The sequence below is a fragment of the Vibrio sp. LaRot3 genome, assembly GCF_027587025.1.
Classification (GTDB): Bacteria; Pseudomonadota; Gammaproteobacteria; order Enterobacterales; family Vibrionaceae; genus Vibrio.
Genome location: NZ_JAPPTI010000002.1, coordinates 386683 through 408136 on the forward strand (window position 1 = coordinate 386683; position 21454 = coordinate 408136).

At 41.6% G+C, this 21454-nt stretch carries 28 protein-coding genes and 2 pseudogenes; 5 read left to right on the forward strand and 25 right to left on the reverse strand.

Annotated features, from left to right (window positions below):
• The 17 genes and pseudogenes from OH461_RS08510 to OH461_RS08605 form a co-directional block, all read right to left on the reverse strand.
• Positions 1-693: a hypothetical protein gene (locus OH461_RS08510; RefSeq protein WP_270020206.1), complete on the reverse strand. Its 693-nt coding sequence runs from the start codon at positions 691-693 to the stop codon at positions 1-3.
• A gap of 137 nt (positions 694-830) precedes the next feature.
• A complete protein-coding gene (locus OH461_RS08520; protein WP_270020208.1) occupies positions 831-1208 on the reverse strand; it encodes a carboxymuconolactone decarboxylase family protein in 378 nt (125 codons plus the stop codon).
• Between the two features lie 58 nt (positions 1209-1266).
• Positions 1267-1623, reverse strand: coding sequence for a MerR family transcriptional regulator (locus OH461_RS08525; protein WP_270020209.1), 357 nt, complete (start codon positions 1621-1623; stop codon positions 1267-1269).
• 665 nt (positions 1624-2288) lie between these two features.
• On the reverse strand, positions 2289-2744 hold the full coding sequence (locus OH461_RS08530; RefSeq protein WP_270020210.1) for a GNAT family N-acetyltransferase: 456 nt from the start codon (positions 2742-2744) through the stop codon (positions 2289-2291).
• A gap of 145 nt (positions 2745-2889) precedes the next feature.
• Positions 2890-3216: a GNAT family N-acetyltransferase gene (locus OH461_RS08535; protein ID WP_443088452.1), complete on the reverse strand. Its 327-nt coding sequence runs from the start codon at positions 3214-3216 to the stop codon at positions 2890-2892.
• 291 nt (positions 3217-3507) lie between these two features.
• Entirely contained in the window at positions 3508-3909 is a 402-nt protein-coding gene (locus OH461_RS08540; protein ID WP_270020211.1) for a hypothetical protein, read from the reverse strand.
• Between the two features lie 147 nt (positions 3910-4056).
• Positions 4057-4323, reverse strand: a complete 267-nt coding sequence (locus OH461_RS20095) for a hypothetical protein (protein ID WP_333482220.1) — start codon at positions 4321-4323, stop codon at positions 4057-4059.
• A gap of 215 nt (positions 4324-4538) precedes the next feature.
• Complete coding sequence (locus OH461_RS08550; RefSeq protein ID WP_270020212.1) at positions 4539-4997, reverse strand: hypothetical protein; 459 nt, start codon at positions 4995-4997, stop codon at positions 4539-4541.
• Between the two features lie 128 nt (positions 4998-5125).
• Entirely contained in the window at positions 5126-5800 is a 675-nt protein-coding gene (locus OH461_RS08560; protein WP_270020213.1) for a DUF4272 domain-containing protein, read from the reverse strand.
• A 62-nt stretch (positions 5801-5862) separates the two neighbouring features.
• Positions 5863-6624, reverse strand: coding sequence for a PhzF family phenazine biosynthesis protein (locus OH461_RS08565; protein ID WP_270020294.1), 762 nt, complete (start codon positions 6622-6624; stop codon positions 5863-5865).
• Positions 6625-6769: 145 nt separating this feature from the next.
• Positions 6770-7174, reverse strand: a complete 405-nt coding sequence (locus OH461_RS08570) for a hypothetical protein (RefSeq protein ID WP_270020214.1) — start codon at positions 7172-7174, stop codon at positions 6770-6772.
• Between the two features lie 145 nt (positions 7175-7319).
• Positions 7320-7675: pseudogene (locus OH461_RS08575) on the reverse strand (DUF6404 family protein).
• A 158-nt stretch (positions 7676-7833) separates the two neighbouring features.
• Positions 7834-8331, reverse strand: a complete 498-nt coding sequence (locus OH461_RS08580; RefSeq protein WP_270020216.1) for a hypothetical protein — start codon at positions 8329-8331, stop codon at positions 7834-7836.
• 130 nt (positions 8332-8461) lie between these two features.
• Positions 8462-8776, reverse strand: coding sequence for a DUF2834 domain-containing protein (locus tag OH461_RS08585; RefSeq protein WP_270020217.1), 315 nt, complete (start codon positions 8774-8776; stop codon positions 8462-8464).
• Between the two features lie 121 nt (positions 8777-8897).
• Entirely contained in the window at positions 8898-9350 is a 453-nt protein-coding gene (locus tag OH461_RS08590; protein ID WP_270020218.1) for an NUDIX hydrolase, read from the reverse strand.
• Positions 9351-9496: 146 nt separating this feature from the next.
• Entirely contained in the window at positions 9497-9799 is a 303-nt protein-coding gene (locus tag OH461_RS08600; protein WP_270020220.1) for a hypothetical protein, read from the reverse strand.
• 263 nt (positions 9800-10062) lie between these two features.
• Positions 10063-10452: pseudogene (locus tag OH461_RS08605) on the reverse strand (hypothetical protein); the annotation flags it as partial.
• A gap of 86 nt (positions 10453-10538) precedes the next feature.
• Here OH461_RS08605 and OH461_RS08610 point away from each other — a divergent pair.
• The gene (locus tag OH461_RS08610; protein WP_270020221.1) at positions 10539-11303 is read left to right on the forward strand and encodes a hypothetical protein; all 765 of its coding nucleotides are present in this window, start codon (positions 10539-10541) and stop codon (positions 11301-11303) included.
• A gap of 188 nt (positions 11304-11491) precedes the next feature.
• On the opposite strand, the gene OH461_RS08615 is transcribed toward OH461_RS08610, so the two are convergent.
• Together OH461_RS08615 and OH461_RS08620 are read right to left on the reverse strand one after the other, a co-directional pair.
• The gene (locus OH461_RS08615) at positions 11492-11833 is read right to left on the reverse strand and encodes a hypothetical protein (protein ID WP_270020222.1); all 342 of its coding nucleotides are present in this window, start codon (positions 11831-11833) and stop codon (positions 11492-11494) included.
• 196 nt (positions 11834-12029) lie between these two features.
• Entirely contained in the window at positions 12030-13604 is a 1575-nt protein-coding gene (locus OH461_RS08620; protein WP_260260215.1) for a BCCT family transporter, read from the reverse strand.
• 323 nt (positions 13605-13927) lie between these two features.
• Here OH461_RS08620 and OH461_RS08625 point away from each other — a divergent pair, with 323 nt between their 5' ends.
• Positions 13928-14413, forward strand: a complete 486-nt coding sequence (locus OH461_RS08625) for a MarR family winged helix-turn-helix transcriptional regulator (protein ID WP_270020223.1) — start codon at positions 13928-13930, stop codon at positions 14411-14413.
• Here the strand turns inward: OH461_RS08625 and OH461_RS08630 are convergent.
• Positions 14405-14671 carry a hypothetical protein gene (locus OH461_RS08630; RefSeq protein WP_270020224.1) on the reverse strand — a complete coding sequence of 89 codons (267 nt, stop codon included), beginning with the start codon at positions 14669-14671 and terminating at the stop codon, positions 14405-14407. The genes OH461_RS08625 and OH461_RS08630 overlap by 9 nt on opposite strands.
• Before the next feature lie 89 nt (positions 14672-14760).
• On the opposite strand from OH461_RS08630, the gene OH461_RS08635 reads away from it, so the two are divergent.
• Positions 14761-15069, forward strand: a complete 309-nt coding sequence (locus tag OH461_RS08635; protein ID WP_270020225.1) for a DUF1289 domain-containing protein — start codon at positions 14761-14763, stop codon at positions 15067-15069.
• 197 nt (positions 15070-15266) lie between these two features.
• Positions 15267-16472, forward strand: coding sequence for a multidrug efflux MFS transporter EmrD (emrD, locus tag OH461_RS08640; RefSeq protein ID WP_270020226.1), 1206 nt, complete (start codon positions 15267-15269; stop codon positions 16470-16472).
• A gap of 55 nt (positions 16473-16527) precedes the next feature.
• On the opposite strand, the gene OH461_RS08645 is transcribed toward emrD, so the two are convergent.
• Together OH461_RS08645 and OH461_RS08650 are read right to left on the reverse strand one after the other, a co-directional pair.
• Positions 16528-16872, reverse strand: coding sequence for a HopJ type III effector protein (locus tag OH461_RS08645; RefSeq protein ID WP_270020227.1), 345 nt, complete (start codon positions 16870-16872; stop codon positions 16528-16530).
• Positions 16873-16933: 61 nt separating this feature from the next.
• Positions 16934-17785, reverse strand: a complete 852-nt coding sequence (locus OH461_RS08650) for an AraC family transcriptional regulator (RefSeq protein ID WP_270020228.1) — start codon at positions 17783-17785, stop codon at positions 16934-16936.
• 95 nt (positions 17786-17880) lie between these two features.
• Here OH461_RS08650 and OH461_RS08655 point away from each other — a divergent pair, with 95 nt between their 5' ends.
• Positions 17881-19266 carry an MATE family efflux transporter gene (locus OH461_RS08655; protein WP_270020229.1) on the forward strand — a complete coding sequence of 462 codons (1386 nt, stop codon included), beginning with the start codon at positions 17881-17883 and terminating at the stop codon, positions 19264-19266.
• 89 nt (positions 19267-19355) lie between these two features.
• Here the strand turns inward: OH461_RS08655 and OH461_RS08660 are convergent, their stop codons facing one another.
• The 3 genes from OH461_RS08660 to OH461_RS08670 form a co-directional block, all read right to left on the reverse strand.
• Positions 19356-19610, reverse strand: a complete 255-nt coding sequence (locus tag OH461_RS08660; protein ID WP_270020230.1) for a DUF4282 domain-containing protein — start codon at positions 19608-19610, stop codon at positions 19356-19358.
• Positions 19611-19792: 182 nt separating this feature from the next.
• Positions 19793-20272 (reverse strand): hypothetical protein, encoded by a 480-nt coding sequence (locus tag OH461_RS08665; RefSeq protein ID WP_270020231.1) that lies wholly within the window; start codon positions 20270-20272, stop codon positions 19793-19795.
• A 169-nt stretch (positions 20273-20441) separates the two neighbouring features.
• A complete protein-coding gene (locus OH461_RS08670) occupies positions 20442-21092 on the reverse strand; it encodes a Qnr family pentapeptide repeat protein (protein ID WP_270020232.1) in 651 nt (216 codons plus the stop codon).
• Positions 21093-21454: the final 362 nt, after the last annotated feature.

Consider the following 21454-nt stretch of genomic DNA (forward strand, 5'->3'; position numbering starts at 1 on the left):
TCACGAATCAGACTTAAGCGCCTTGTTAGTTGTAAAATTTGCACTTACCTCTGCAATATATTTTTGGCCATCTTCATCTAATTTATAAGAGAACTGTTTTAGCCATTCAAGAGCATTAACGCTGTCTCCTAAGCCTTTGAAGATGTCGATAGCTGTTTCTACGGTGTGAGATAAAAATGGCACGCCACGAATGTGCAGGAATGTTGTGTCCGTTATCTTCAACTGCTCGTAGATTGGCCTAAGCTCCTCTATTTGATCAAAAGCTAGCCTGAACTCTGAAACATCTCTAAGCGCACATGCATAATATAACTTCATATACGGAATGCTAGGTTCTTGAGAGTGTCCAGACTCCGACTGTAACTTAATTGCTTCATTAAGCGCTTCTCTGCCTACATCAATTTCATTAGCTAAAGTCGCTGAAGTTGAAACATTAAACCAGTCATTTACTTCAGGAGTGATCTTAGCTGCGTTCTTAAAATATGGCAGTGCTTTTTCAGGTAACTCTTTATGAAAATAAGATAACCCAATTAACTTGAGAGACTCTTTTACCGTCTCTTTAGCTTTTGACGTTGTGTGTTCGCTTGCTAATTCAATGACCCTGTCGAAATTTCCTTCCTGAAGTTCTTTCCAGACTGGAGCTAAATCTACAGGCTCGGCCTTGTTTTTTGTGAATGGATTTTTTATAAAATTCATAACGATAATTCCTTTTCCCGCGAATGCCCTGTTAAGTTGTGATCAACGAAATTCGAATGCTTTCGCACGCCAACTTAAACACTAAACGCAACACATAGCAAAAATGCCAAGCGTTGCGAATCACTCTCGTTGCTTTGTTATGCCTTTCGCTCGGCAATCACTTCTTTAAATGCAAACATACCATTTAAAGCGGCAGGAAAACCGGCATAAACTGACATTTGCAATATCACCTCTTTGAGCTCATCTTCGCTACAACCAACGTTAAGAGCTGCATTTAAATGAACTTTAAGCTGAGGCGCACAATTCCCTAATGCTGTTAATGCGGCAACCGTTGCTATTTCTCTTGATTTTACATTTAACCCTTTGCGCGCATATATATCACCGAAAGGAAATTCTATAGTATATCTGGCTAGATCAGGGCAGATATCTTGCAAACTTTCGATAACATTTCTTCCGGCTTCGCCATCAATGCTTGTTAATAATTCGAGACCGGTATCAAGACGTGATTTATCCATTGGTATGCTCCTGTTATGTAAGTACAAGCACACCATACAAGTTAGAGTTCACTCTAAGTCAACGAACTTTTCCATTATTATAAAGTTTAATTTTTTCTTCTAAAGCAATAAGGTGTGTTTGTTGCTGCTCGATATGAGCTATCAAATTTTCTCTGTGTTGCTCTAGCAGCAGCTGACGCTGTAATACAGTACCTACCCCAGATTCCCTTAGCCGCGCATACACCAGAATTTCTTCGAGAGGCATCGCCGTTTCTTTTAGGCGCTTCACAAATTCAATCCACGCTAAATCTTTCGAAGTATATACTCGGTGCCCACTTCTATTTCGTTGTATATTCTTGAGTAAACCTATTTTTTCATAATATCGAAGGGTGTGTGACGACAAGCCAACCACACTTGAAAACTCTTTCATATTCATGATTTCACTCCCAGGCATAATGCAACGTTAAGGTGTAACCCTTGCTACACTTTAAGCGAAGCGAAAACAACAAGCGTAAGGAATCACTCCTAAACAGTTTGTTAGACATTTGCCTTAGTTAACCTCGACCACTCCAGCTTTATACCGACGGCAAACAAACTGCCTATAAACAAACAGATAGCTGAACTTATCAGCCAAAACGTTAAGGAATTATCTGGAAACATTGGCTTGAGTGCTGAAAATGAGAATGCTCTCAGGAGAAAAACACTTGTAATCACAACTAAAATGGAACGCGTGAACGGAAGCTTCCTTATTACGCCCGCACCCGCCAACGCAAAAGTACCCCAGACACACAAAATAACTGCGATTGTAAGTGTGACCAATGTCGGATACCAAAGCCCTTGCTCCGCCATTTGAGCCATCTCTTCTCCGGCTCCGAACATTCGATACCAGTCAGCTCCAAATACAATACATCCCAAATGAGCGAATGCCGCTAAAAAGCAACACCCTGAAGATGCGATGAGATATTTGTTCTTTCGACGATGTATTCATCCTCCTTGATGACTAGATCCGCATTAAGACGCGACCAGCGCTAGGCTATACTTGAGCGAAACAAAACTGCCAAGCGTTGCGAATCACTCTTAGGTACTTTGTTAACAGACCGCTTACAACGTGAGTTTAAACCCTTCATGGGTTGCTTTGAATCCAAGTTTTTCATAGAACCGGATTGCATCTGGGCGCTGCTTATCACTTGTTAACTGAACGATTGTACAGCCTTTCTTTTTTGCCAGTTCGATAGCATGTGCGAACATTTGCTCACCGAAACCTTGTCCTCGATAGTCACTATGGATTCGAACGCCTTCGATCAGACAACGCCAACTACCAATATGTGTCAGGTAGGGAATAAAAGTGATTTGAAGCATCCCGACTAGAGAGTTTCCCAGTTCAACAACAAGTAGTTCGTTGTTTGGATCTCGTGCAATTGCTTCGAACGCTTCAATATAAGCACTATTCAGCGGAACAGATAAGTCTTCTCTTTTGTTACCAAGCGGGTCATTCGAAAGCAAAGTAACAAGATTTTCCAAATCTGCAAAATCAGCTGAACGATACTTTAATTCCATCTATAGCTCCTTATTACTCCTGACTGCTAACGCCACATTAATTGGTGCGTAACGCAAACCACTCTAACTAAACCATTGTGACAAAACACTTAAACTGAAGAAAGACGAAAATGAAAAGCGTTAGGAATCTGTCTAAATCCCTTTGTTATGCCTGTAGTTTCAAGAAGTAATGATACGTCCCTGACTCTCGCTCATAACCCAGAGACTCATACAGTTTCTGAGCATTTACGTTACTATCTGCCGTTTCCAAAGCAAGCCCCTTTACTTCGGTCTCTAGTGCCATCTCTTTCGCTGCATTCATCAGCTTCTTGGCCACCCCCATCCTTCTAGCATTATCAGCAACAAACAAGTCGTTGAGAATCCATGTCCTCGCAGCAGAAACCGAAGAAAAGCTTGGATACAGCTGAACAAAGCCTAAAGCATTACCTTCGTCATCAAGTGCTAAAAATATCACTGATTCATTGTGTTTAATGCGCGATTAAATAAATTCTCGGGCAACATCGGGGTTACTTTCTTGACCATAAAACACTCGATATGAATCAAAAAGAGGTGTAATAACATCTAAATTATCGATTTTTGCTTTTACTATTTCCATGTAAAAAATCCATTTTGTAGAAAGGCATAATGCCCTGTTTATGGGTGGGCAACGCTACCACCAAACCATCGCACCATAATCACAAAAGCCAATGAAACCAAAGTCGCCGAGCGTTGCGAATCTATCTTAAACGCCTTGTTAAGCTGGCTTCGAGTCGAAACGCGGCTGTTATATCTGAATTTCTTTCAAGTCGTGATAAGACCCGTAAGCTACGCGCTCAAAATTACTGCGCGCGCAAAACAAACCTTCCTTTGTTTTTGTTCTATTCCATGCGACACGTGTACCACTATATGTATGAATAAGCTCAGCATGAGACCAATCAATACAAACAAGAATCTTTTCAAATTGACTGATAAAATCTTCTCCTACACACCAATCATCTTTCTGATCTATACCAAAAGTTATCATATTCATATAATAGGAGAACCCACTAGAACGAGGGATTACGTTGAATAAATGCTTAACAAGCAATTGACCACTTTCGGGTAAATTCGCTATAACTTCGACCGCCTCTTCGTAACTCTTTTCACCTGAGTTACAAGCGATAAATCCATAAATTGTCGATGACATATTTCTACCTTTAGCCTAACGCCTTATTATGGTGTGAGGCACGCAATACCTAAGCTACCGCACACCACCTTAAACACTAAAACCAGCGCATAGTGAAAACACCACGCGTTGCGCTCGCATGTTGAACAGTTTGTTAGACGCGTAGCCTTATAACTTAATCTCGACGTTGTTCCTTACATATGTTGGTATAGACAACTGCTCATCTATATCTTTGAACTTTGTCTGTTGAGGCATCGATTCTATTATCGTATTCAGTTCTTCAAAACTGATACCTACAACTCGACAAGCAGTCATCAAACCATTAATAAAGCACTTTTTATCCCGCTTTTGCTGTCGCTCCGTAACAGCAATAGATGAGTACAATTCGCACTCTTTCGTTAATAAGGCTAGAAGTTCTTCTTTCGAGGGTTCCATATACAAACTCAGTTGCTAAGTAGTTTGAATACATTATCAATGATTTAAGACACAACTTCCAAGAGCTTGATCTTACGTTTTAAACCAAGCGTCTAACGCCGCATCAAGTAGTGAGCAACGCTACCACCTACCTGACCCATTGAGCCGTAAACACTCAGTCGATTCAAACCGAAAATGCCAAGCGTTGTGAATCAGTCATGAACGCTTTGTTATGTTTATTTTGATTCCAGAGCAATCACTTCCACTGGTGCGACGTCTTTTAAATTAAACTTATACGTATAAACGATTCTCACCCCCTTGTACTCAGAGGTATCTCCTATTTGATTGCGCACTGCGCCTTTAACGGCTTTCTTGAGCACTGCTCGAAGAAACTCATTTCCATCATCTGTCGAGAGAAACGTCTCGGTCTCACTCTTACTTATATTGTTTTTGTCGGAATAATCGTTTACTAACGTAGTGAGGTCTTCAACAGATTCATAATGCAACTCGCATATATTATTAGAGAGTGAAATCGAGATTCCAGTAAGTACCGCAGTTTCGCTAGCTTGTAGAGGTAATGTAGGAAGAACTTTTTCTACACGTGGTTCTATAATGCTACAAAATTCTTCTGCATCTATCGCTAAAACTGAAAACGATAGCAAACAGAGAGAGACAATCGAAACAAACTTTTTCATCGTAGTAACTCCTGAAAAACAACGCCGCATTAAGGTGTTAGCAACGCAATACCAATACCACCGCATACCGCCTTAAACCAACGCGTAGTGAAAATACCACAAGTTGCGAATCCCTTTTAAACAGTTGATTATGTGCTTAAGTCAACGTCACTCCATTCAACGTTTGGCGAAATACACCACGTTAGGCTATGTCGACGTTCGTGGACAGCACCACCATCTATTATGGGATGATAGTTAGACGGTACAGTGTTCTCACCAAGTTGAGCACTTCTCACTGCATTGTGAGTACAATAGTACAAATCTTCTAGCTCAATTACTTCCTCAATAGAACGAGCGCGATTTTTCGATAGCAAATCACTGATGGATGAGTCCAAGCCGGGCAAAAAATCATAAACCATCGCTCTGGTGACCTCATCAGGTAACTGGCCAACAAGAACACTTGGTTCAATTTTAAAACCTAGTACCCAAGACAAAGCCCACATGTTCTCTAAACGCCAACCAATTGTGTCAGCGTACAGCTCATTTGCAGTAGTCCGTTCAAGGGAAAGTATTTCTGTCTCCGTCGAGGTGAAGAATTCACTCAAGCCATTGTTGTGGATATAACTTCTTATCCTCTCAGAAGAAGTTTGCTCTTCATTGAAGACAACCCAGCAAACTAAGGCATCCAAAGCATAAAGTCTGGTTGCGATCTCTTTATAACTTCGCATCAGACCACTATCAGATATAGGTAAGCTCGTAGACACAGAAAAACCATAATCAGATAACTTTTTTAAATTTTTATCCCTAATAGCTTCAAGATTCATGCATATTCCTTATTTGCGCCTAACTCCGCGCCAAGTGTTGCGGTACCCTCTTAAACAGTTTGTTAAATTGCTATTTTACGTAGCGTTGCATTTGCTGATACCACGATTGAGTCACCTGAAATACGCCTTACGCCAAAATAGCCACCTGACGACGAAAGTTGGTGTACCTGAAGTGAATCTGAGTCAAGCCTTTCAAACCAGTATGGAGCTAAAGAACACTGAGCAGAACCTGTCGCTAGATCTTCAGATATACCAATTTTGGGCGCAAAATATCTTAACACGTACCCATTTTCACCATTTGCTGCAGTCACGATTAAAGCATGGTAATTACCAAGCTGTTTAAAGCGCATATCATCAGGCTTAAAATCTCTTACAGATTCTATTGAGGGCAAGACTATAACTAAATCTCGAGTTGAAAATACGTCAATAGCATCAATTGCCAAATCCGCTATTTCTGGCGGAACGACACATGTTTTACCTGTCCAGCTAGGCATCTCAAGAGTATACGCACCATTCTTTTGGGCAATTGAAACGTCTCCGTAATTGCTACTGAAAACTACACTATCGAGTTTGTACTTAGAGATGATTGCAGCACCAGCCCCTAAGCTACCATGCCCACACAGGTTAATTTCCCCATTCAGCGCAAACCAACGAATATGAAACTGTCCATTAATTTTGATGACAAAAGAGGTAACTGGAAGTCCTGCTTCACAGGTTATTTTCTGTAACTCTTCATCAGAAAGCCAACTATCAAGCTCTAATACACCACAAGGGTTACCAGAAGCCGACTCACCACCAAACACATCATATGTTTCTAATTTGATAACTCACCACCCTCGATTGCAATTTAACGCCACATTAAGGTGGTGTGAGAAATGCTACCACCTTACCTAAACCATTGTTCCGTAGACACTAAAAGCGAATCAAACAGAAAATACCAAGGGTTGAGAATCCGTCTTAAATGCTTTGTTATGCATTAGATTCGCGCAAATTCTGTTTTAGCAATTTTTGAATTTCGTTGACTTCAGATTCCATTTCTTCAAAAAGCTTTATCTCGGTAATATCGTCCCTAGCATGTTTAAATTCATGTCTCTTTTCGATAAGCTTTTCAAGACGCTCACAAAGGCTTTCATCATCTATCAACAACTGCGCTTCAGCAAGTAACCCAAGATCTGCAAAAAAAGAACTATTCCCTGAACTTTGTCCCATTGATTTTAAGTTCTGCATCAAGTTTGAAAAAGCCATCAATTTCTTATCACGTAACCAACTACGAATCTCTTTTTTTTCCAAGTACGGCTGCAGAAATAGTAACTCGAATACTTTTACACAAATCCCACCCAACCCAAATACAGACAACAATTTAATTATTTCCATATACCAACTTCGCCCATAATTGTAATAAATCACCAGACATTCTGATGCATAACACTAAGTTAAGTTGCCGCAATGTATTAAGCCTACACTTCGCGAAGCGAAATTGCCGATCATTAACGGTCAACTTGAACACGTTGTTATGACGCTATTCGACTTTGTTTGCTTTGAGCCAATGTCCAAATCTGTTAATCCATGTTTGCTACGCACCCTCGCGACTTCGATAGCAAGCAATAGGCCAGTACCTACACCAAAAAACAAAGACGCATAAACCTGAGAAACCGAAAATTCGTCAAACTGCCATAGCAATACCCACATAAACCCACCCCAAAACGCTGAACCAAGCACAGCCTGAAGAGCAAATAGTTTTAATGGACTCTCAAATATCCTCGGTTTCATGTCTAGGCCTGCCCATCTGTGTAATAGATAAGGGTAAGGTTTAGTTAACCGGGCACTAATGCCTTTTTCGACTAAAAGTGTTCGAGCAAATTCCATTTTGTCCATAATAGCTCCTTTAAGTGGATGGTAATGTGCTGCGTCATAATGCCTAATTAAAGTGTGAAGCACGCAATACAAAGCCTTTCGCATAGCACCTTAACCTCAGAAAGAAACCAACGCGTAGTAAAAATGCCACGCGAGCCAAACCACTCTTGAACGATTTGTTAAGTTACTTTTTCATATACGACTTTAGCCTTAGGCGCATGATAGTCTTTCCAGTTGATAAGATGGTTACTCAACAAATCCTTGGCAAAGACATTTTTATAAAAAATCACCAATTGCCCATCCGAGCAAAATTCAATTTCACCCGAGTGACTTTCGCAAAGATATGAAATGATTGCAAAAAGTTCTAAGTCACCGTTTGTAACATACGCTGATTTTTCATCACAAGAATGATGTCGACAAGCACTGACAATATATGTATTAGCTCCAAGAGCTTTTACTAGATCGGGAGCACCACCAAAACCAGCCTTAACTTGTTCTGAGATTTTTGCATTTGGCCAGAAATATTGCTTACTCTTACTGCCAAAATATTCATTTATATGCGATTTGAAATTATCATTCCATATCAGCTGATTTGCATTTTTGAACTCTCTGATCTCGAATGTTTTTGCACTAATAGGCAAAGAAAAAACCACAAGTATAAACAATAATATACGCATAACTTACCTTTGTAGCATAACGCCGCGTTAAGTACTGAGCAACGCTACCACTGTACCCTAGACATAATGTCATAAACACAGATGTGAAGCCGCCAAGCGTTGGGAATCCGTCTTAAACGCTTTGTTAGGGTTATGGTTGAAGGGACTGTTTTTCTTTGAAGTAAAGATACATTGGGAGCCCAAACGACACTCCTACAGACAAAGTTCCCAACACTGCAAAATATCGATACTTCACTTTATGTCTGTGTCCGTCCGCTAAGATAAATCCTATCAGAGCAATCGCACCAACCAAAACATCAAGCCAAGCCATTATACTAATGGGGTTTACCAACATATCATTGAGCAAAAGGCCAATATCTAAGCCATTAGTAATTAACCAAGGAACCAACGCTCCATACGGTAGCAATATACCTAAAAAAGTAAGAACTAAATAAAACCTTACCATTTTGCCATCCTTGCAAATTTATTGTACTAAGCCCTAACGCCCAGTTAAGGTGTGAGCCACGCTTGGCTATACTTGAGCGAAGCGAAAGCGCCAAGCGTTGCGAATCACTCTTAATGCTTTTTTAGCCGAGTTTTATACGACATAGCTCATTAATAGCCTTGTCTACAAAATACTCCCAAACGTGCTTGAATGCTGCATGTTGTGTTGGAAAAGGCGATAACTCTAACGCTTCTTCTAAGCTGCACCATTTAAAATCTGTGTGTTCGTGATTAAGAACGATCTCTTGATTCGCTTGGCACTTAACGACAAAGACTGGGATGACTTCAATAACGTTCGAGTAGGACTCATAAAACTGTTCTAAAAATTGACCATTGTACAGTTCTGTCACTTCAATCTGGGTTTCTTCCTGAAACTCTCGAACGATGGTTTGCCAAGGCAACTCACCTTCTTCCATTGAACCTGCAACATGGCACCAAAAGCCACCTTTCACTCGCTTCATTAGAAGCATCTTTGTTTCGCCATTAATTTCCGACAACGCCACACCGGAAACAATTGAATTATTTATTGGAATCATTTTTATACCTAGAAACTACGATAGTCGGCTAACGCCGCATTAAGTAGTGAGCAACGCAATACCAATGCCTCCGCATACCACCTTAAACACTAAACGCAACGCATAGTAAAAATGCCGCGCGTGCTGAATCACTCTTAAATTGTTTGTTATGTTGATTCTTCCTCTGACTCATGGATATGCCTGAGCCCTTCTTTGCGAAGGTGATAAGCTAATGCGAAAGAAATAGTTAACAAACTCAAAAATGTCAGATAAGTACCAACACTCATCGAACTTATGAAATCGAGAAAGCTCAATGGCTTTTCGCCTTTTTCTACAGTAACTTTTGCAATAAAACTTAGAGGTACTATTGTCAATAAAAGCATCAAGCCTTTATAAATAGACACCCCAATATCAACTAATGTTTTTCCAAATAACTCTCTTGCTTTCGGATTATAATCATCAGCTTTCAAGCTCTTCTCCTAGTTTCAACTACCAAAAAACATAACGCTAACTAGACAACTAACAGCCGCCTTTAGCCCTCACATAATGCCGTTTTTCATTTACTGACTCAATTACAAATCAATACCCTACACCAATGTCAGTAAGTTAGACTGCTAGTTGCTGAAACCCCCTAAGTGAGCCCGTAAATAACTGGCTCAATGATAGGCAATCACTTCTCACGGTAAATTGTCTGCTTCTCACAAGCTACGAAATACCCCACAATGTCAGGTGTTTACTCTGTCAATGTTGGTCGGTACGGCTCTTCACGCACACCACGAGAAAGTACCAGCTTAATCATAAATATTGGTGCAAGCCACTCTAGACCTACTGGCGCTGGAATTAATGTTGCTAAAATAACTAATTACATCACAATCAGTAATGCGATTGGGCGATAGAGATACATTGGTACGAAGTGCAAAAAGACAATCGAACCCATCATCATTGCGTACCAGAAAAATGCATACGACCACGTGATATCAAATCAGAGTGGAACCGCAAACAACTGAAAATGAATAGCAGGGAACAGGAATTTACTTCCAACCAGTTTGCCTAGCGTTGTTAGTTCTAACGATTGAACCGTATGCAAAAATCGCTTCATTGAACCTAAAGAGTTACTTAACACTGAGTACTCTTTGCGCCTGATGTTCTTTCCCTACAGCGCCATTAAAAGTACAATGTACGAAATAATCCAAGTTAAAGGTACTTAAAATGCTTAATAGGTTTTTTGGTCTCGCGCTTCTAATAGCTATTACTGGTTGCCAAGACGAAGTTAAAAATGAAAAACAACAGCCGCAACGTTCTCCACTTACTGTTGAAATGAAATCAAATCCAGCACCAAGCTGGAAAAATATAGAATCAATCTTAGCAAAGTGTAAACCTCAAGGCTCTGCCTATCAGAATGCTACTCAGGCAGAGAAAGACTTCCGAGTAAAAATGAATGGTAAATCTTGGCGTGACCAGAGTGCTGAAGAGCGTGCGGAAAATAGTAAGTTAAGTAAGAACACAAAAACTACTAATAACGATTTACGCAAGTGTCGCCATAGTTTAGACACTGAATTGAGAAAAGCGCACTTTCAGTATCAAAGTGAGCTTGGTTATGACGAAGAATGGTCAAAGGAATATGTTGGCTTGAAGTTTAAGTATTCTATTAAGCGTGAAGAAGGTGATTCAAACATCGATCTTCTTATCAAAGCAATCAACCACGTGAATCCATTGCCACGAATTTCTAGTTACTATGATTATCAAGCTCTAGCTATTAATGGTGACATTACTGAAGCGACGTTCGTGGATACGACCAATGGCAAGTATATTAGCAAAGAGCGTCTACTGATCGAAAAGATGGGAACTTACAACTACAGCTTATATAAAGATGGTCACTCGGGCTCACCTTACCAAGCAAGTGCTACATTTGAAGAAGACGGTAGTTTTGTAGTACGACTAAAAGATTACGTTCTTGATGTAACGGTAAAATAACTACCCATCCAAATTTAAATTCAATTAAAAGGTTGCCGAACATGGGCAACCTTTTTTCTATAAGCAATACCGAAAAAACCTCGTATATCACCTCAACCACCACTTAGTAAAAATACCACGGGTGCCGAATCGTTCTCCAATAGACACCTAACGCCGTATTAAGGTATGACCGCCGCTTAAATACTTTGTTATGAGTGATATATACGATTAACGGAATCTATATAATTTTGTAGTTCTCGCGATTTACGATGAACAAGAAATACAGAAGCTAAGTATAAAAGTGACAAAGAGCCCCATAAGATGATACCTAAAGAGTTCTCAAAGGGAATCCCAATAAGCGCATTAAATAAAAAAGCAATGATTACGATAACATAGCGCCAATGTTGTAACTTTAATTCATACACATTCAGCTCAATGTTTCGAACAATAAAGACTGGCATTGTTGCCCATGTTAAACGAATACTAATTCGGTTCGCTTCAGATTTAGCTTTATATCCTTGGTTAATCAACGCTTCCAGTAAACTGTTCATTACTAGCCCCAATATGCAACATGGCTACCACACCAAGCTAGGATGACTATTTTTGAGAATAACGCTAAAACTTTAACACATCGCACTAATTAAACGACCTACATCTATCGCTACCCTATCCGTACTCTTTATTGCCTTTCGACCAGCAATAAAAAAGGGCGATATAATCGCCCTTTCAATCAAATGACTACCGAGTTTATTTGTAGCGCTCTGTGCGCATACCCATTAGTAGGCTGACACACATCAGCAGCAATACAATGGTAAACGGCAGTGCAGTTGAAATCGCACCCGCTTGCAATGCTTGAATGGCTTCTGTACCACCAATCCAAAGCAAGGCCACTGCGATTGCACCTTCCATAAATGCCCAGAACACACGTTGTAGAACGGGCGCGTCTACTTTACCACCCGCGGTGATGCTGTCGATTACTAGCGAACCTGAGTCTGAAGACGTAATGAAGAATACCAATACAAGAACTACGGCGATGACAGAAAGCAGAGTGCCGTATGGTAGTGCATCAAACATCTCAAACATTGCAAGTGAAACGTCGGTTAGACCTTTTGCACCCAAAATGCCCTCGCCTTGTATCACTTGATCAATCGCGATGCCGCCAAAAACAGACATCCATACCAGTGTTACTGCAGTAGGTACAATTAGAACAGCAGTAATGAACTGACGAACTGTACGGCCGCGAGAAACGCGCGCAATGAACATACCAACAAATGGTGACCATGAAATCCACCAAGCCCAGTAGAATACTGTCCAACCTTGGAACCAAGCTTCATCTTCACGGCCATGTGGGTTACTTAATGGGATTAGGTTTTCTACATAAGCCATGAAAGTGTTTGGAATATTGCCCAAAGCAACCGCCCAACCAATCAGCGCAACAAGAATAAGCAGCAAGAATGCCACCACCATGTTGATGTTACTGATCACTTTTACACCGCCATCAATACCACGTAAAACCGATACTACAGCTAGCAGCGTAACGATTGTAATCACCACAACTTGCAGCCCTAAGCCTGCTTCAAAACCAAATACGTGCTGAATACCACTTGCTGCTTGTTGCGCGCCAAGGCCAAGCGAGGTCGCCAAACCGAAAAGCGTTGCCAATACAGCGAGAATATCCACAACGTGACCAGCCCAACCCCAAGCGCGATCGCCAAGAAGCGGATAGAAGATGGAGCGGATAGAAAGCGGTAGACCTTTGTTATAAGCAAAGAACGCCAATGATAGCGCTACAACACCGTAAATAGCCCAAGGGTGAAGACCCCAGTGATACATAGTCGCGCCCATCGCTAAGCGTGCTGCTTCTGGGGTATTGGCTTCAACACCTAACGGAGTTTCATACCAACCCGTAAAGTAAGCCACTGGCTCAGCAACACTCCAGAACATAAGGCCGATACCCATGCCGGCTGCAAACAACATAGACAGCCATGAAATGAATGAGTAATCAGCTGTTGCATCTTGACCACCTAGGCGAATCTTACCTAGTGGTGAAACAACCAGTGCTAAACAAAAGATAACGAAGATGTTACCAGACCAAATAAATAGCCAGTCAAACGCACCAATAATGTCCCATTTAAAACCATCCAAATGTGTTTTAGCTACTTCTGGGTCTAAAACCAAAGCCGCTAAGAGGAACAAAGCAATAAAGCCCGCACTCACACCAAAAACGGGGTTATGAACATCAAAGCCCCATTTCTGCACATTGTCCTGACCGATCGTATAATCGGTACTATCGATACTGTATTTATCGATTCCTTTTGTCATATTTTCTCTCTTACTCTTTTCATCTTCTTTAGAGCTATAAGCGAATTAAATCAGCATGAAAACTTGATTAAACTCTCATTAGTGTACGCTTCTGAACGAAATCTGCCAGTTTGCAACGTGGTTTTGGTCGATAAATCTACGATTTAGCTTTTAACTGGATATTTTTTGTTCGATGCATAACGCAATCTATAAATACGGCATACGAAAATATGATTAGTGCTCTAATGTTTTGAGCTCAATAATAATATTGGCTGATGGGTTCTCATTGCCCTACTTTTAAGGTATGTTTCACGCTTATAAACCGCTATCTGTAAGGTCTCAAGTTGGAAAAACACGAAGAAGTTCTTGTCTCTATCAGACAAATCATCCGCGCCATCGATTTGCACTCTAAGAAGTTGAGCAAAGAGTCAGGTTTGACCGGGCCTCAGCTTATTCTGATGCGTTCAATCCGTGATCTGGGTGATGTAACGATCAAAGAACTGTCTAACCATACCAACATGAGCCAAGCGACTGCGACCATCATTCTTGACCGCTTACAGCGAAATGAGTTGATCGAGCGTCGACGCAGTGAAACAGACAAGCGAAAAGTACACGCCTACCTTACCGACAAAGGTAAACAAGTATTAAATGATGCACCAATGCCATTGCAGCAAAACTTTATTAATAAGTTTCAAAAGCTTGAAGAGTGGGAACAAACGTTACTTCTCTCGTCTGTGCAGCGTTTGTCATCCATGATGAATGCAGAAGATATAGAGGTAGATGCGGTTCTTGAGCTTGGCAGTATCACCAAGCCTGCGGAATCACACTAAAGTATAAGCAAGGGTCGCGGTGCTTGGTAACATCAGTGCCGCCCAAAATAGGCTGTGAACAAGGTTTAAGTTACGCAAGCGTATTGCAAACGGCGCGGCAATAAATAACCCCAGAAGCGCGTAAAGCGCAAGCTCTGACGCAAACATTGCCAGCACGACAATAAATGCAATTGCGGTGATGATTTCAATGTTGTTCAGGTGTAATTTTTTACCCAAACCAAAAATAAAAAAACAAGCAGCAAGCGAAGGTATCATCATTACGTTATATAAGTATTATTTACTTTAGAATGATAGTAATGAGAATCGTTATCATTAGCAAGTGCTTTGTGAAATTTCTGGACCAATAAATGAAAACTCCTTGTATTGGCGCATGTAAAAACAATGGCGGTATATGTAGTGGATGTCATCGCACGGTTGGTGAGATCACCCAATGGCGCCATTTAGACGACGCAGAACACCAAGCCATCATGGATAAGCTCGCAAGAAAAGAAACCACCCATGCCTGCCCTACCTGTAATAGCAATGCTTATTGCGACATCAGTGCAGGAAAATCCACATGTTGGTGTTTCGAGTTAGAAAAACGCGATCGATCAGGCATTGAAGAAACTGGCGTTTGTATGTGCCGAACGTGTCTGTCCGCATTACCGATTGAATAATTATTTTGAATTAGAAAATCTAATGAATCACATAGATTTTTATCTTGCGTGAGTTCACACTTTTAGATTGCCATCCGCTCTAACCCACTCTAATATCGCGCCACTGTAAATTCCCTTTACCGTTTTAATTAATTAGCTGAGATAAGGCTTCCTTGTCTCGGCGGTCGCTGTTTTGTTTATTTTGTGGGTATCGACTAATGTCTGCGTCTTTTCAAATCATTAAATTCACGTTTCTAATTGCCATTTTGACTGCGGTTGGTCAAATGACCCAAACCATGTATGTACCTTCAATAGGTCAAATGGCAAATGAGTTTATTGTGACCCCAGCTACCCTACAGGCAGTGATGGCGTGCTACCTGATCCCTTACGGTTTTTCTCAATTCATCTATGGTCCACTATCGGACAGATTAGGCCGTAAACCGATCATTATTGCAGGTCTTGCAATCTACATCGTTGGCACAATTGTGGCCCTATTTGCTGCCGAATATCACTGGTTTTTGATCGGTAGCTTTATCCAAGGCTTAGGTATTGGCTGTGGCGGTGCGATGTCTCGCACTCTAACTCGCGATTGCTTCTCAGGTAGTGAACTACACCGCGTAAATAGCCTAATTAGTATGTGCGTGATCTTCTCACCACTTATTGCCCCTGTATTAGGTGGCGTATTAACCGAATCTTTCGGTTGGCGCTCTAGCTACTTGTTCTTGGCACTATTTGGTATTGCAGTCGCTATTACTATGATGACTAGCTTTGATGAGACACTACCAGTTGAAAAGCGTCGCTATGAAAAAGTGACCACAAGCTATAAGTTCGTTTTATCGGATAAGCGCTTCCAAGGCTTTTTAATCTGCCTAGTTGCGACCTTCTCTGGTATTGCAATCTTTGAAGCCGCTGCAGGCGTGCTGTTGGCTGGCGTACTTGGCTTACCTGCTACCACAGTTAGCTTACTGTTTGTATTACCGATTCCGGGTTATTTGGTAGGTGCAGCACTGTCTAGCATCATTGCAGCGAAGCGCGGTGAAAACGCAGCGCTTATGTTCGGCTTGTTTGCCATTGCACTAGGAGCATTCGTGATCCTTATCCCGGGAGCGATGGGCTATACCTCAGCTGAAACCTTAGTTGGTGGTGCGGCACTGTACTTTTTAGGTGCGGGTATCTTGTTCCCTGCTGCGACAACGCGCGCGCTGTCACCATTCCCTTACCATGCAGGAACGGGCGGTGCACTGTTAGGCGGGATCCAAAACCTAGGCGCAGGTATTGCGACATTAGGTGCATCGATGATTCCTGCACACGATCAGTTCCCACTGGGTGTTCTGATGCTACTGATGGCAATCTTGGCCATGATAGGTCTATTGCGTGTTAACCAAAAACACGACCCATCAAACGAGATGCCGTTAGCAGTATAGAGCACGCATAAAAACGGGGAGCCAGTTGGCTCCCCTTGTTTTATCTCACACCCGATTACTTTTCAGTAAGGGCTTTTCCTTCAAACTTAACTCCTTGCCAACCATGAGCAATGAAGTTGCGAATGTTCTGATGGTCTTCACCTTCCGGGTTCTGCAACACATCTTGACGATAGAAACGTCCAAATAGAGCTAAGGTTTGTTGCTCAGTTAAGCCATGTTGCTTGCCAAAAGCAAAAATCTTACACGAGCCATTGTTCTCATCTGCTTTATTGCGTGTCGTACCGTTGCTAAAAGCGGTAGGCGTAAATTGATAGTTCGCTTCTATCACTTGCATTGTCTGTTCAAATTCAACGTCAGTTGATGTCGCTTTTACGCACTCAATAAAGTTATTCAATTCCATGTGATTCACTTACTTAATAAACATTCTGTTGATAGTTAGCTTAGTGTATTCCATATTGCGGTTAAGAGTCTAACGCTGTTGGGTTAGTTCGATGCTCACGCGGTGTTTTGCCGCTCCATGCTTTGAACCGAGCGCAAAAATTCGCGGCAATCGGGTAACCGACCATCTCACCAATGTGCTGAACGGCCCAGTCTGTAGAAAGTAATAGGCGCGATGCATATTCCATTCGCATTCTAGTGATGTGAACTTTGGGGCTATGACCATAATATTGCTTACATAAGCGATGAAAATGCGGTGGCGAACATGGGAACAGCTCTGACACTTGCTCGACATCCCACTCTTTATGCAACTGCCTTTGTACCACATCAAACACGCGCCTCAGCCTGACCTGCTTACTGTTTATCTCATCATCCAAACGGGCATTAACAAGCCAGTCAAGTTGTTGGATGGTTGATTCAATGACCTTACCACTGAGCTCGATTGGTAACATTCTGGCTCTCAGCAGCATCAACACTGCCGCATAGATCGCTTCAGCGGTTGAACTCAACCGATAATCAATTTTATCTGCAATTAAACCGTTCCATTCCCAATCCGGTGAGAGAAAGACCCAAGCAATTTGCCACTCCTCTTGTTCTATACCAAAACGGTTTTCAAACCCAGCAGGCACAATAGCAAGTGAGCCTGCCTCTAGCTTAATATCGGTGTCTTTTCCTTTTAACCACCCTTGCCCCTTTACAGTGTAAAGCAGCATGTGTTTGTACATATTCGTTCGATGAATAGTGAACAACTCGCGACAGTGCGCAATACCACACTGGACAATACCAAAGCGCTCCAATTCAAGAATATGATGGTCACTCACAAACTCATGTTGGGTTTTGTCTGAAATGTGAAGGCATTCTTGCTTATCACTCATAATGATAGTTTCGCATAATAATTGGATACTTAGAGAAAATACGCATTTTCGATAAAGAGATAAACTACCTGACGTAAACCAATAGGAGTAATGCGATGTTCAACACAAGTCTTGATAAAGATTTTATTCGAAACCTAATAAAGATAGGCTTGCCTGTGTCATTGCAATCAATGCTTTTCTCACTGTTAGGTGTGGTAGATATCTTGATGGTTAGCCAATTGGGCGAAGCAGCAACTGCGGCAGTTGGCGTCGGTAACCGCATTTTTTTCTTCAACTTAATTGTGGTTGTTGGTATTAGTGGAGCAGTCAGCGTGCTAGCTTCGCAATACTTTGGCGCGAAAAATCTCGACGGAGTACGTATTACTCTGTTTCAATCTTTGGCGGTAGCCGTTTTGGTCACCACCCCATTTTCTATCTTTTATATGCTCTCACCTGACACTATGGTGTCGTTTATCTCTGATGACGCCACCTATGTGCATCTCGCCAGTGATTATCTTTGGATCACTGCAACCACACTGATCGCTACTGCGCTTGTTGTTCCTCTTGAAAGCGCATTACGCTCAGTGGGCGAAGCCAAACTGCCTACGGTAGTAGGCGTTTGGGCTATCGTCCTAAACGCAACGTTGAATGCGCTACTGATCTTTGGCTTGTTCGGTTTTCCTGAACTGGGTGTCGTTGGTGCGGCCATTGGTACGGCGGTATCCCGACTATTTCAAACCGTGCTACTAATTAGCATTGTTTATAAGCGTCACGCCTACTTGATTCCGACCATTACTAATATGAAGCAGAGTTTTGAACGGGTTAATTTACGTCGTTACTTTAAAATTGGCTTACCTATGATCATTCATGATGCCGCATGGGCGGGTGGTATCTTGGTTTATAACGTGCTCGTTGGCCAATTAGGCGTTACTGAGCTTGCCATTATCTCGCTACTCGCACCGATTGAAAGCGTGGTCATATCGGCATTCCTCGGCTTTGCTGTTGGCGCATCTGTAATTCTCGCTAACGAAATCGGCGCGAAAAACTATCAACGCGTTGAAAATACCGCTTGGTGGTACGTTAACATCAGTTGTTCGCTTGCTTTGGTCGTCGCTCTGCTCTGTTTCATTGCTAAACCGCTCATCTTTGCACTATTGGCGATGACACCTATTTCAGATCCGACAATGGCTACAAATACTTGCCTAATCATGATTTTTGGCATGGTGTTAAAAGTGTTCAACATGGTAGGTATCGGTGGCGTGCTGAAAAGCGGTGGCGATATCAACTACTCGATTTTTATCGACCTATTTGGTCAGTGGGCAATCGGCATCCCTCTCGCCTACTACACAGGCTTGGTATTGGGTTGGTCTTTAGAATGGGTACTGATGATCATTTGGCTAGAAGAAATCGTGAAGATTGGGCTTACCACCCAACGCATACGCAGTAAAAAATGGATTAATAATTTGGTGGATGATTATCAAGCCGAGCCATCAACCACCTAGTAATAGAGCGAACCCATAACTTGCCAGTTACACCGCTGGCAAACACAAAGCCCAACGATAACGTTGGGCTTTTCTTTGTCTATTCGGTTCTATTTTTTGTCCGCGATTTTTTGTAAATTTGAATTGATTTTGAAGATAACAATCATCAACTCACACCAGATACGCGCACCGATAACACCACCGGCAATCTGTAAAATGCCGAAAACCACATCAGTAAAGTGGAAGTAGTAACTACCAAAGATGGTGAAAGCGCCGTTTACCACAGCAACTAATAACAACACCCAGTAAATCAATGTGATTAACTTTGGTGCCAACATCTTGTCAAAAAAGAACAGGTTTTTCATAGTTTGTCCCAGTACCTATTTATTATATTCCAATGGCTTAGAGCACATTAGGGGCTGAAGAGCGCGCATCCTAACATAGATGTTTTATGAATAGAAAAGGACATTTGTCCGAAGCTATCGCTAGTTTTCGCACAGTGGGCAGTGAGTCACACTAATACCGGTCGGCAGCGTCATTACGGCGTTTAGTCAATACAAGTAGGCGTAAGCGCTTGGTACATTTCATTAAACCCATTAAGTGACAAGGTCACACTATCGTTATTGGTATCACCTTGAAGTTCAACCTTTAACTGGGAACCGCTATTAAACTTTTCAAGATGTTCGCTAGGTACCGTCGCCCAATGAGTCGAGCCCTTAATCCAAACGTCCATCGTAAATGGATCGTTTGAATCTATTCGTGTTTTAGCCGCGTATCCAAGCTCCTCACGACTCACCGAGTTAAAGAACAAAAGATTAACCCCTTCCGTAGTACAACGAAGTGCGATCGTATCACTAAATTCCGATTCTATCGGTTCAGTGACACCTAACATCACTGTGTTTTTTCCGTCGAAGCTTTTGGCTTCATACCTTTGCCAATCTTGATATTGTTGTGTGAGTTCGAGTTGAGCTGCACTAGGTAAACTCGCGAGCGCGAAGCATGCTGTGATCAGTGTTTTTTTAAGCATAGTGGTTCAATTGTTATGGCCCTACTCTAGCTCATCGTTCGACATTCAGTGAGACTGATGAAAATATAGGGCCTATTGTTATTAGAACCGTGAATCATACCCTCGACAAACAATAATGCAAATCACTCTCGATTAGAGAGCGAGATTTGGACAGCATTACTGTTCGCATCTAGATAACAATAATACCCAAAGGCTCAAGCAACTGCTCTTGTTGCCAATCACATATCTTTACCCCATTAAGATCGATTCTGCGTATGTTCAGTCCTAAAAAGTCAATGTGGCTTAAATCGCACTCTTGCATGTCAAACTGTTCCCATAACTCTTGAGAAAATTCCCCTCGGCTTAGATCGGAGCCTTTAAATGACGCGCCCTGCAAATTTGCGCCTGTCCACCTATTCTCAAATAGGTCACACTTCTCAATGCATTGGCGCTCAAAGTTCGTATAAGACAAATTACACCCAGTGATATACGCCGAACAAAAATAGACATGATGACTCACTTGGTTAGAGAACTGGGTGCGGACGAAACTCGCCCCTTTCAAATCACAATTACGCAGTTCTATCCCAAAACAATTCGCACCATAGAAATTGCTCATGGCCAACTGACAATGTTTAAAGCTCGCGTCTTTTAAGTTTGCATGCTGAAACTGACAACCTTCAATGTCTCCAGATTCAATAAAACAACATTTATCGAATGTTGCTTCTATAAGTTGTGTACGACTGAAATCACAACGATAAAACTTACAGTTAGTGAAACTCTCATAGCTTAAGTCTTGGCCAGAAAAATTATGATTTTCAAATAGTTGATTTTCATAGCTCATCGATATCTCCTTTAGTTGAGCTAAGACTATCAGTAACTCCCCTTCCAATTCACTAAAAATAAAACCAATAAAAACAAAGAGTTAAAATCGTCAATTTTGCTATCAATTTGAGCTTCTAAGCCCCTCTAGAGACGAGTTGAGCTTTTAAAGCTACGCTCGCGCGAAAAAAATAGTTTTAGTTAACCATTAAGCTCATAGCGATTTCACACCCTATAAAACCGCCCCACCTCAAATGCTCCTAACAATTGGATCGTTAGTTAATAGCCCCAGTGTCGTTTAATAAACAAATTGATTATTTCAACCAATTTCATTGACACGACACATTCTCATTTGATACTCATTATCACTTGGTACGTTATAAC

Coding starts and splice junctions, on each gene's coding strand:
- OH461_RS08570 (WP_270020214.1), bottom strand. CDS start 7,174: ATGGAAATAATTAAATTGTTGTCTGTATTTGGGTTGGGTGGGATTTGT.
- OH461_RS08610 (WP_270020221.1), top strand. CDS start 10,539: ATGCTTAATAGGTTTTTTGGTCTCGCGCTTCTAATAGCTATTACTGGT.
- OH461_RS08665 (WP_270020231.1), bottom strand. CDS start 20,272: ATGCTTAAAAAAACACTGATCACAGCATGCTTCGCGCTCGCGAGTTTA.
- OH461_RS08530 (WP_270020210.1), bottom strand. CDS start 2,744: ATGGAATTAAAGTATCGTTCAGCTGATTTTGCAGATTTGGAAAATCTT.
- OH461_RS08630 (WP_270020224.1), bottom strand. CDS start 14,671: ATGATGATACCTTCGCTTGCTGCTTGTTTTTTTATTTTTGGTTTGGGT.
- OH461_RS08645 (WP_270020227.1), bottom strand. CDS start 16,872: ATGGAATTGAATAACTTTATTGAGTGCGTAAAAGCGACATCAACTGAC.
- OH461_RS08525 (WP_270020209.1), bottom strand. CDS start 1,623: ATGAATATGAAAGAGTTTTCAAGTGTGGTTGGCTTGTCGTCACACACC.
- OH461_RS08560 (WP_270020213.1), bottom strand. CDS start 5,800: ATGAATCTTGAAGCTATTAGGGATAAAAATTTAAAAAAGTTATCTGAT.
- OH461_RS08510 (WP_270020206.1), bottom strand. CDS start 693: ATGAATTTTATAAAAAATCCATTCACAAAAAACAAGGCCGAGCCTGTA.
- OH461_RS08615 (WP_270020222.1), bottom strand. CDS start 11,833: ATGAACAGTTTACTGGAAGCGTTGATTAACCAAGGATATAAAGCTAAA.
- OH461_RS08580 (WP_270020216.1), bottom strand. CDS start 8,331: ATGCGTATATTATTGTTTATACTTGTGGTTTTTTCTTTGCCTATTAGT.
- OH461_RS08520 (WP_270020208.1), bottom strand. CDS start 1,208: ATGGATAAATCACGTCTTGATACCGGTCTCGAATTATTAACAAGCATT.
- OH461_RS08650 (WP_270020228.1), bottom strand. CDS start 17,785: ATGAGTGATAAGCAAGAATGCCTTCACATTTCAGACAAAACCCAACAT.
- OH461_RS08585 (WP_270020217.1), bottom strand. CDS start 8,776: ATGGTAAGGTTTTATTTAGTTCTTACTTTTTTAGGTATATTGCTACCG.
- OH461_RS08660 (WP_270020230.1), bottom strand. CDS start 19,610: ATGAAAAACCTGTTCTTTTTTGACAAGATGTTGGCACCAAAGTTAATC.
- emrD (WP_270020226.1), top strand. CDS start 15,267: ATGTCTGCGTCTTTTCAAATCATTAAATTCACGTTTCTAATTGCCATT.
- OH461_RS08590 (WP_270020218.1), bottom strand. CDS start 9,350: ATGATTCCAATAAATAATTCAATTGTTTCCGGTGTGGCGTTGTCGGAA.
- OH461_RS08655 (WP_270020229.1), top strand. CDS start 17,881: ATGTTCAACACAAGTCTTGATAAAGATTTTATTCGAAACCTAATAAAG.
- OH461_RS08540 (WP_270020211.1), bottom strand. CDS start 3,909: ATGTCATCGACAATTTATGGATTTATCGCTTGTAACTCAGGTGAAAAG.
- OH461_RS20095 (WP_333482220.1), bottom strand. CDS start 4,323: ATGGAACCCTCGAAAGAAGAACTTCTAGCCTTATTAACGAAAGAGTGC.
- OH461_RS08670 (WP_270020232.1), bottom strand. CDS start 21,092: ATGAGCTATGAAAATCAACTATTTGAAAATCATAATTTTTCTGGCCAA.
- OH461_RS08635 (WP_270020225.1), top strand. CDS start 14,761: ATGAAAACTCCTTGTATTGGCGCATGTAAAAACAATGGCGGTATATGT.
- OH461_RS08620 (WP_260260215.1), bottom strand. CDS start 13,604: ATGACAAAAGGAATCGATAAATACAGTATCGATAGTACCGATTATACG.
- OH461_RS08550 (WP_270020212.1), bottom strand. CDS start 4,997: ATGAAAAAGTTTGTTTCGATTGTCTCTCTCTGTTTGCTATCGTTTTCA.